This window comes from Janthinobacterium aquaticum (genome assembly GCF_009208565.1).
Lineage (GTDB): Bacteria > Pseudomonadota > Gammaproteobacteria > Burkholderiales > Burkholderiaceae_D > Janthinobacterium.
In genome coordinates, this window is record NZ_WFLK01000005.1 from 296325 (window position 1) to 305650 (window position 9326).

9 protein-coding genes, 2 rRNA genes and 1 pseudogene are annotated in these 9326 nt (G+C 53.2%); 3 read left to right on the forward strand and 9 right to left on the reverse strand.

The window, feature by feature from the left end; translation table 11 throughout:
- Nucleotides 1-184 precede the first annotated feature (184 nt).
- The 7 genes from GCM43_RS11155 to GCM43_RS11185 form a co-directional block, all read right to left on the reverse strand.
- Entirely contained in the window at nucleotides 185-646 is a 462-nt protein-coding gene (locus GCM43_RS11155) for a TlpA family protein disulfide reductase (protein ID WP_226929438.1), read from the reverse strand.
- Entirely contained in the window at nucleotides 622-792 is a 171-nt protein-coding gene (locus GCM43_RS11160) for a hypothetical protein (protein ID WP_226929439.1), read from the reverse strand. Before GCM43_RS11160 ends, GCM43_RS11155 begins: the two co-directional genes overlap by 25 nt.
- Before the next feature lie 95 nt (nucleotides 793-887).
- Complete coding sequence (locus GCM43_RS11165; protein ID WP_152244195.1) at nucleotides 888-1766, reverse strand: hypothetical protein; 879 nt, start codon at nucleotides 1764-1766, stop codon at nucleotides 888-890.
- A 589-nt stretch (nucleotides 1767-2355) separates the two neighbouring features.
- Nucleotides 2356-3477 carry a TniQ family protein gene (locus GCM43_RS11170; protein ID WP_152244197.1) on the reverse strand — a complete coding sequence of 374 codons (1122 nt, stop codon included), beginning with the start codon at nucleotides 3475-3477 and terminating at the stop codon, nucleotides 2356-2358.
- On the reverse strand, nucleotides 3432-4319 hold the full coding sequence (locus tag GCM43_RS11175; RefSeq protein WP_152244199.1) for a TniB family NTP-binding protein: 888 nt from the start codon (nucleotides 4317-4319) through the stop codon (nucleotides 3432-3434). The genes GCM43_RS11170 and GCM43_RS11175 overlap by 46 nt, the downstream gene beginning before the upstream one ends.
- Nucleotides 4316-6235: a Mu transposase C-terminal domain-containing protein gene (locus tag GCM43_RS11180; RefSeq protein WP_152244201.1), complete on the reverse strand. Its 1920-nt coding sequence runs from the start codon at nucleotides 6233-6235 to the stop codon at nucleotides 4316-4318. The genes GCM43_RS11175 and GCM43_RS11180 overlap by 4 nt, the downstream gene beginning before the upstream one ends.
- Nucleotides 6228-6917, reverse strand: coding sequence for a TnsA endonuclease N-terminal domain-containing protein (locus tag GCM43_RS11185; RefSeq protein ID WP_319636957.1), 690 nt, complete (start codon nucleotides 6915-6917; stop codon nucleotides 6228-6230). The genes GCM43_RS11180 and GCM43_RS11185 overlap by 8 nt, the downstream gene beginning before the upstream one ends.
- 90 nt (nucleotides 6918-7007) lie before the next feature.
- On the opposite strand from GCM43_RS11185, the pseudogene GCM43_RS11190 reads away from it, so the two are divergent.
- The 3 genes and pseudogenes from GCM43_RS11190 to GCM43_RS11200 form a co-directional block, all read left to right on the forward strand.
- Nucleotides 7008-7688 (forward strand): annotated as a pseudogene (locus GCM43_RS11190) (ATP-binding protein); the annotation flags it as partial.
- A 35-nt stretch (nucleotides 7689-7723) separates the two neighbouring features.
- Entirely contained in the window at nucleotides 7724-8233 is a 510-nt protein-coding gene (locus tag GCM43_RS11195) for a hypothetical protein (protein WP_226929440.1), read from the forward strand.
- Nucleotides 8234-8428: 195 nt separating this feature from the next.
- Entirely contained in the window at nucleotides 8429-8773 is a 345-nt protein-coding gene (locus GCM43_RS11200) for a DUF1840 domain-containing protein (RefSeq protein ID WP_152244207.1), read from the forward strand.
- Nucleotides 8774-8830: 57 nt separating this feature from the next.
- On the opposite strand, the gene rrf (GCM43_RS11205) is transcribed toward GCM43_RS11200, so the two are convergent.
- Together rrf (GCM43_RS11205) and rrf (GCM43_RS11210) are read right to left on the reverse strand one after the other, a co-directional pair.
- Nucleotides 8831-8943 (reverse strand): 5S ribosomal RNA (rrf, locus tag GCM43_RS11205).
- Between the two features lie 266 nt (nucleotides 8944-9209).
- A 5S ribosomal RNA gene (gene rrf / locus GCM43_RS11210) occupies nucleotides 9210-9322 on the reverse strand.
- Between the last annotated feature and the right edge of the window lie 4 nt (nucleotides 9323-9326).

The following is a 9326-nucleotide window of genomic DNA, read 5'->3' on the forward strand; positions in this document are numbered from 1 at the left end:
AGGGCTGCTCACCGGTACGGTAGGCGCTCATCTTGTCCAGAGTCTCGATGCGCAACTGCTTCCTGCCGGTCCCAGAAAGCTGTCACTTCTCACGTCCAATAAGCGCATTTTCCAAAGCGCCTTTTAATCAGTCCTAATTCAGCCCCGCACCTCATTTCTTATCGAGGGTATGATCATTTGATGCTTACGGTGCACTGCGCAGTTGGTCGATTTTATGTTCCAGGGTAGCGGCGGAAAGTTCCCCCATGTGCCTGGTGGCCAGGCGCCCTCTTGCATCATAAAACAGGGTAGTAGGGTATCCGGAAGAACCCGTACGAGCGCTGACCTGCTTGGCGGGATCGATGACTACGTTTCGCATTTGCAATCCCTGATTTGCGAGGTAGCGCTCTACGGTCTCACCTGACTCACCTTGGTTCACAAACACAAATTCGATTTCCGGATGGGCCTGCTGCGCAGACTTCAAAACGGGCATCTCCCTGCGGCATGGCGGACACCACGTAGCCCACAGATTGACGACCATGGGACGACCGACGAAACTACTAAGTAATAGCGTCGATCCGTCAAGCCGACGAACTTCTACCGGCGGAATAGGTGCCTCTGCAGGCGTAAGCGCTTGATTAATTATCCCTCCCCCGAAGAAGACCAAGGACCTTGCTGCCCGGGCGGCGTTAGGCGGCGGGCGTAGCCGGCCAGCAGGCTCCAGGCGACGCCGGTGGCCAGTCCGACGCACAGCCGGGCCGCCAGCGTCAGCACGTAGCTAAGTGAAATCGCGGTGACGAAATTGCCGAGCAAGAAAGTGGCCAGCGCGGCCAGCCCGGAGCCGAGCGCGCAACAGGTATTGTCAGGCCCTTAGTCTGGCAAGCTCCGGACATGGAAGTCTAATCCAATCACTGAAGAAACCTCAGTAATCGCTGGCCATATGGAATCAGTTCCTCAGGCAAGTGGATTTGTTCGTGCTGAATGCATACCGAAAGGCCAGCCTTGGATGAAGTGAACTCATTGGCTGACAGCGCTTTAATCGCGTTCAACGAAATGCCAAGGGCTGTGGCAAGGATTTTTTGGATTGTCATTCTGTTGGCATTTTCAATCCCTGCCTCTTCCACACTCGTCATCAGCCCGGCTAACCTGTTAGACGTCGCCAGCGGGTCCTTAATCGGAGCAAGTGAAACGCCTCCCTTGGGCGGCATAGAGACGTCCCACTCTTGCGTACGCCGGCAGAAGGACACAAATCGCGATAGGTTATTTCGCGCACCAGAATGCTCAACGAGGAATCGTTCAATCTGACCAACAGACCATGGTGCCGCACCTAGGTCGACATAGGATGCGAACTGATTTGCGGTCGCCAGATACATCCTGATGCTGCGAAGTGAGAGTTCAGCTGCATCGATATCTTTACGATAAGACCGAAGTAAATCACCCCAAGGCTTTCGATTGGCGGCGATCAGGGTTTCATCAATCCGGCTCTGTTCGGCAGATTGAAGCTTCGCTTCTTCGGATATCTGAATATTCAACTGTTCGGCCAGGAATCGGGTTGGCAGAAGATGTGTTCTCAGCGTGGCGGTACCGAACTGCTCCAATAACGAGGCCTGCGTCATGTCTAGCACTGAGACGAACGCTGCATCAATGCGTTCGAAAAAGACCTGATGGCTGCGTAGCACAGTGATGAGATTAGGCTTCGCAGGATTCTGGTCATGCAGCCATGTACCAAAGCGAGTCCATAGGGGCGCCGCCCATTCATGCCGGAAAATAGCTGCGGTCAAATTCAACTCTCGCGTCATAGCTACCAGGTTTGCACAGCTGCGGCAGCGTGACCTTCCAGAACCTGACACGGCGCAACCGCAGTCTGGACAGGCATGCTCGCTATATGGATTATCTGCACAGCGAACACAGCACGCGCCTTGTTCGGACTGCTGCGCGACTTTCCTGTACTTTCCACATCCGACGCACGTCGCATGCGTCAACTTGTTTCGGCAGGACTCACATACTTTTTCAGTAATGCCGTGGGATGGAACAGACGACAAGCGTGTCGTCTCGCGCTTGCAATGTGCGCATGCAGCAGGCTCACGGAAGTACGGCACGCATGAAGGGCAAACAGCCTTACCATCCAGAACCAGAGCCGCGCGCGGCACACTCTTCTCGCAACGAATACATTTACGTTCAGCGATCTCACAAGCTTTACATACCGGTGGCTGCGGGTCATTGCGATGCGGGCGCGCACTCGCGCCGCATTTAGTGCAAGGAACAGAGGGGAAAACCCTCGGATAGCAGGTATCACAGTATTCATGGGATTTGTGGATCTTGTGCGCCTTCACGATTCCGCGGCCACATTCATCACAAAACCTCACACCTTTTTTATCAATTCCCATACTTTCCTTTTGCAGCCAACATCAAAGCTTGCGCACGAAGGGCGCGGCATTTTGTTCCACCTTCATTTTCGAGTCGACGCACATATCTCACAAAGTTCGCTTCCATTGCGCCTGTGCGAGATCGCAGACGCGCAGGGAGCTGCGCCACGACTTCGTTCATCCACTGCGGCACATTGCGCCGGCGACCAAAAGCGATTTGAGTGATACCTGCTACTGACGAAAAATGCAGGAAGTTTGCTGGCCAATCATCCATGACTTCCAGCAGCATCGTGAACAATGACAGTCTTTCCGGCATACCCAAAAACTTCACTTGAGCATGGACTGCATCAATGGGCACATCAAAACTCCATAAACTGGGATGGCTGTGCATATGTTCCTTCACGACCCGCAATACTGTCACTGCTGCACATAAATACTCGCTGCGCGCCACGTTTGTCGACCCGAGGCTAATCTCGTCGTCTTCGATACAGCGCATCATAAGGCGTTGCGTCTCCAGCGCAACCGGCACAGCGGTACTCTCAACGACTGTGCCGCCGCTTAACAATGCGCCACATTTCCAGCACCGGGTCATATCAATTCGCGCTCGATGAGGCATGACTGCCGTGCCGCACGATGGGCAGCAATTGCGAAGAAAGACTCCATGCTCGGGACAACAAAACACGAATGCCAGGCGCCAGGCTCTCTGAAAAACAGGCTGAGCTTGCAAACAAAGCGGACAATACTGCAGTCCAAATCGACGACGTAGCCGATGATAAATGCCAACTGCGTTTATCCAACTCTGGTAGAGCAGCCAATCTGGAGAGGCAGGGGAATCGAAGCCGACCAGATCGTATAAGGTCATTGCCTTAACGTCTTGCTCTGCAAGATTGCAGTACTGCGCAATCCGTGCTGATACGGGAGCGCTGAGAGAAGAATCGATATCACGATTCCAGATTTGGACGCCGGGTAACCCTCGCTCCATGAATCTGTGTGGACTCAATCCCTGACAATGAGCGCGACGCACTAAGTACGTGCTTAGCAGCTCATCGTTTGCCGGAACTATCCGAAACTGCCACTGATTTTGGTCTACACCCGGCGGGATATCTCGTCCCACTCGTCCTCTCGTGTCCACGTCATCGCCTTCAGCACTTTCTCGTCAATGCGCTCTTTGCCGGAAGATATCGCAAAGCTTGACGCTTCCTTCAAGAGCTTGACGGTAGATCCAATGGTTTCTCCGGTCATAGCGTAAATCAAAGGCGCGATCTCGCGGGAGGCCAAATTCGATGGCTCGGCTAGCGGAAGTAGTTTCTCGTAGCTCGTAAGAAAGCGCAGGTACTCGACGTTTAACTTCCAGCGATCCAGAGCCGCCGGCTCAAAGCGAGACTTCATTTGAGGCTCAAGATTCAAGGCATTGATCGCCGCTTGCGTTCCGGCCGCGACAATCGATATCTTCAGATCATTGCTGAGCATCTTGATCGCAGTCAGCAAATCGCCGGCTGCTTTACCAGCGGTCGTGAGGTTGTTGAACTCATCGATCACCAGGACACGAATGCCGGCGTAGATGAGTATCGACTTTGCCTCTTTCTTTTTACTGGCGACAGTGTCACGATCCCCGTGAGAGATCATCATCGACCAAAGAATCTCTGACCAGAAGTCCGATTCGCTCGGCGTCTCTGGCATCGATATCTTCAGAACTGGAGCGATCGGTGAACCGGTGGCGCTCACCTGAACAGGGTTGCGAGAAGAAAAGCGCGCAACGATCGAGCTCTTGCCATTATTTTGCCGTCCAACGAGAAGAATGCTGGGCATGCGCAACGACTTTGGATAAACCAGCAACTGGTCGAGTTTGTCCATGATCTCTTGGGCGCGCGAATAGCCAATCCATCGATCGGTTTTGCAATAAGCAATCCTCTCGTCTTTTGGCAATTCGAGAACAGGAACCACTTCGGAATCTAAGTGCTCTACAGTGATCATCGGATTAACGACACATTTTCAAATGGTTGAATAGGTTGTGCGAACGGATCATCATCATCATCCATTGCGCGCGTCGGTTTACTACTTTCGCCAGGGACAGCAACATCGCCCCCAGCTAGTTTTTCCTGACGTGGTGCGGCCTTCGGTGTTCGCGTTGCCTGACGTCGTGCGGCCTTTGTTTTCTCAAGCGCGCCTTCGATTGCTTCGCGCATCCGCCCAAGCGCCTCAAAGATCGTATCTTCGTCAACATCTTTACGGCCTTGCTCAGTCAACAGACGCTTTACTTCCTTGAGTTCCCACGCGCTCATGGCAGGACGTCCCACATTTGCATATGGGATAGGGAAGTAAGACTTCTCAACGGGGTCAAAGAAATATACCTTACTGATGTCGCGCGGATCACGGCGAATAATGAACGAGCGGCGCAGGTTTGGATTGTCTGGGTCCGTCGAATTAATGTAAGGAATCAACACCGGATCGTAATAATTGATCAGCTCAATCTGAATCCCGTATTGCTGCACTGAACGCTCGAAGAATGGCATAAAGTCTAGCTGCAACCTCAAAGGATCTACGGTCAGTGGCGGAACACCGACTCCAGGTGTCGTCGCATCTCCAAGTATTCCGAGCTCCCATTTTTTCCGAGGCGGCATTCCTAACTCAGAATGCATTCGCTGGTGATAAACATTGACGATGAAGTCGACAAGCATAGCCTCAAATTCCTTTAAGGTCAGCGCGGACTCAGCTTCCGAGTCGTAACCTTTGCGTTGCGCAGGATTAGAGAAGGTTGCTCCAGGCCACTTGCGAATTTGATTGGCCAAGACTCCCATGTAGCGTTCAATAATGCCGCCGTAGTGGGGCTTTTGCACTGGGCGCCATTGCAAATCAATCTCGTATTCATCGCAGCCACGCTCCAAAACTGCACCACGAAATTCTTTTGCGTTATCTACATAGATGGAGTTCATCATCCCCCAAACCAGCCACTCCCCGCTAACGCCAAGATTAGCAAGGTATTCTCGCTTGGGACATATCGCGTGAGCGACGCACAGGCCTATAGATGTAGAACTTGGAGGTTCGAAAGTCACATACAAACCTACGATCATTCGGCTATAAACATCAATTGCTACGGTTAGCCATGGGCGTCCAATCGGCTGACGGTGAACTTCGTCGACCAGGATAATGTCTCCGGGAGTATGATCAAATTGCACCACTTGGAGTGGAAATTCTCCCTCAGGAAATTCGCCCAGGATCGGGTCGTACATATTGCGTGCCTTCTCCTTCTGGCCACGCCGGCGTAACGTCTCTGCCTGGGGAAGCAGTTGAATGCGCTTACGGATGGTGTTACCGCTCGGCGAATCGATTTTCGCCAGGCGCGCCCGGCGTTGGACCTCATCGATAATGTCCTGCGGCTTCTTACGTTGCTTCGTCAGATAATCATCGTTAATAACTTCCTCGATCAGCTTTTCCTGCTCCGCATTCAACATGAACGTACCAATTCGGCGACCACGTTTAGTGGGGACCAAGGCCGATACATGACCGGCACTCTGGTACAGCTTAAGCCACTTGTACAGCGTGGCTACATGCAGGCCGCGCTCCTGGGCAAGTTGCTCAACATTAGCGCGCGTACGAACGGGTATTTGGAGAAGTGGCTTAATTGCATGCAGCCGCTGCTGAGCGATAGCCCAGTCCTCTTTGCTGTACAGCAGGATATCCTTATCCTCACTATCCCCGTCCGCATCCGCTGCAACATCAATAGGAGGTCTCAATGATTCAATGTCCAAGCGAGTACTTTCCTTGGTCTCCTCATTAACTGCAAAGACAGTACTGACAGTGACAAGATGCGAAATTTGGTAGTTCTTTCCACCACTGCTAACGCGCTGGCCTGGTTTTGCAGTGAGAAAACCCTTAGGTATCTTATTCATTAACTTCTCCCAACCAGATACGCGAATGCATATTCAACGGCGACGTCAGATCGACGCAGATTTCTCGATTCGCAACCATCCGCCAGAGTTCCGTTAAAGCTGCCATGCGCTTTTCATGATAGGTATACGCCAGCGCCAAAAGCGCTTGCGGCGTGGTGGGGCCAAGCGCGCGCATGCTGTAGATCAATTGGTCCCGATAGAGCTCCTGCGTCGACATACGCCTGTACTTACGCAGGAACTTCGCGTTCGCTAAATAGGGAGTACGGATATGCTTTTCAGTGCAAATTTTGAAGTGCCATCCTTGCTCGCGACAGAACCTGATCGCCTTCTTGAAGCGAGGACGAAATAGCTGGAAATCCGCTTTCAGATCTTCAAGCGGCTTGACCTCGTGCACCTCAGTACGAAGCCGGCCATCAGGCAAACGAAACTGAACCAACACGTCCGGCGTGTAACGCAATTGGCGACCGTCTACTTCGTAGTAGAGCGAAAATGGCTGCTCCCGAATGACGACGACGTCTGGATCAAAATCCAGGCAGATGAGCCAATCCCGCTCGAGGGAGGACTCAAACCCAACGCGATCAGAGTTGGCCATACTCAGGCGCCCAGTGATCGCACGGCGGCTTGTTCTCTCCTTCCTCACTGGAGCCAAAAAATCCAGTCGCTCAGTTTCGTTAATTTCCATAACCAGTCGCCCTTATTCCTGAATTCAGTCGCGTTTATAACTGAATCTTGCCCTAAGGCTACAGAGGGAGTCAAGGAAAATTCAGTCGTCGGTTTAAATGGAATTGACAGTGGCAATCTGCCGCGTCCGGGCGAGATTTCTCTGGCGCACTGCGGTGTATTATTTCTTGACGAGATCGCCGAATACAGCCGCAAAGTGCTCGATGTGCTGCGCCAGCCGCTGGAGGCGGGGCGTATCACCATTTCACGCGCCGCACGGCAGGCCGATTTTCCCGCGCGCTTCCAGCTGATCGCTGCCATGAATCCATGTCCATGCGGCTATCTCGGCCATGCATCGGGCCGCTGCCGCTGTACACCTGAAGCCGTGCAGCGCTATCACGCGCGCCTGTCCGGCCCCATGCTTGATCGCATCGATCTGCAAATTGAAGTTGCAGCCCTGCCGCCGGCTGCGTTGAACCAGCAGAATGGCGCAATCGAAAGCACGCAGGCCATCGCCAGTCGCGTGGCGACCGCGCATGCAATTCAGCTGGTTCGCCAGGGCAAACAAAACCAGCAGCTCGGCAACCATGAGATTGCGCAGTACTGCAAGCTCGACCAGGCGGGCGAGCGGCTCCTGAACGGCGCCATGCTACGCCTGCACTGGTCGGCTCGCACCTATCATCGGCTATTGCGCGTGGCACGCAGCATTGCCGACCTGGCCGGCAGCGATACCGTTGGCGCAGCACATATGGCTGAAGCCATTCAGTACCGGCGCGTGTTACAGGAATTCTAGTTGGCAGACAACAAAGGCGCTGCTACCATCGGCTGATGAAAAAAACATCAGCTGTTGTTTATACCCTGGCCCTGGCTCTCATGCTGGCGGCCTGCAGTCCGGCTTTCGACTGGCGCGAGTACCGCAGCCCCGACGCGCCATTTACAGCACTGTTTCCAGGCAAGCCGGCAGTGCTGACACGCCAGATCGATCTCGATGGCCAGAAAACTGCGCTGACCATGACGGCCAGCGAGGCCGAAGGCAATACGTTTGCCATCGGCACTGCCGTCATGGCCAACCCCGGCCTGGCGCAAGCCGCCCTGCCGGCGATGCAGGCTGCCCTGCTACGCAATATTAACGGACAGATTACAAAAGAGAAATCTGGCAGCAGCGATAGTGGCCTCAGGGTCGAGGCCACTGGAAGCCGCAATGGCCAGGCGGTGCAGTTGATCGGACGTTTTGTTGCGCGCGACACGCGCATTTTTCAGATTGTGATTGTTGGCGACGCCAGCAAGCTGTCGCGTGACAATATCGATACCTTCATGGATGGCGTAAAAATTGAATGACAGACAATATTGCTTAGCTTTCGCTTAAAGGCCGCTTGAATTTTGATTCGAAGCTCTTGTAAATTTGTTGCCTGGCTAACAGATGACAATGTCTCACTTGCAAACAGTCCAGCGAGACAAACAGATCGCCTGTGAAAAAACTTAAGTCGTGATATCGTTTCAACACTAACAACAACAAGTTTCAGAAAGCCTATTATGCTGATCTCATTCAAATCCAAGTCATCCCCTGAAGTGCTGATGTATCAGGAACATGCGCAACGTATCCTGGATCTGCTGCACAAGAATCCGACACGCGGCGTGATTACGCCGGCTGAAGCCGGCGAGGCGCTGGCTGTGCTGGAAAAGGAAGTCGCCGAAACCAAACTGCATCCGGAAAACGATATCGAGCATGATGTGCATACGCCGGAAACCCTGGAAGATGGCGAAACCGGCGCCCATGCGCGTGCTCAAAAAGTCCATTTTTCGCAGCGCGCCTACCCGCTGATGGAAATGCTGCGCTCGGCCAAGGCTGAAAACGAAAGCATCGTCTGGGGCATCTGAAGTGATATCAAGGACGAAAAAAAACCCCGCGCTCGCGGGGTTTTTTTTGAATAACAAGCCTGACAATAACCTACTTTCACACTGGTTGCAGCACTATCATCGGCGCAAAGTTGTTTCACGGTCCTGTTCGGGATGGGAAGGGGTGGTACCAACTTGCTATGGTCATCAGGCATAACTTTTTCAACAACCTGCTCCCAATGGGGCAGCAAGCCGTCTGATCTGAAGGCACGAATTATATCGCAGGTCGGCTTAGCGCGCAAGCGCGTAAGCCGACAACACCGCAGGGGTCGACAATGCTGTCGGGTTGGAGCCAACAATGTTGTCGGATTACGGCCCGCAGGGCCTAATCCAACCTACGAGTCAACGTGGTTTGCAAAAGCCCCAGACGTAAAAAAACCCCAACCGGATCACCGATTGGGGTTTTTTCGAATAACAAGCCTGACAATAACCTACTTTCACACTGGTTGCAGCACTATCATCGGCGCAAAGTTGTTTCACGGTCCTGTTCGGGATGGGAAGGGGTGGGACCAACTTGCTATGGTCATCAGGCATA

Excerpts from the sequence above, each read along its gene's own strand:
- GCM43_RS11175 (WP_152244199.1), bottom strand. The coding sequence starts at position 4,319 with ATGATCACTGTAGAGCACTTAGATTCCGAAGTGGTTCCTGTTCTCGAA.
- GCM43_RS11180 (WP_152244201.1), bottom strand. The coding sequence starts at position 6,235 with ATGAATAAGATACCTAAGGGTTTTCTCACTGCAAAACCAGGCCAGCGC.
- GCM43_RS11185 (WP_319636957.1), bottom strand. The coding sequence starts at position 6,917 with ATGGAAATTAACGAAACTGAGCGACTGGATTTTTTGGCTCCAGTGAGG.
- GCM43_RS11195 (WP_226929440.1), top strand. The coding sequence starts at position 7,724 with ATGAAAAAAACATCAGCTGTTGTTTATACCCTGGCCCTGGCTCTCATG.
- GCM43_RS11200 (WP_152244207.1), top strand. The coding sequence starts at position 8,429 with ATGCTGATCTCATTCAAATCCAAGTCATCCCCTGAAGTGCTGATGTAT.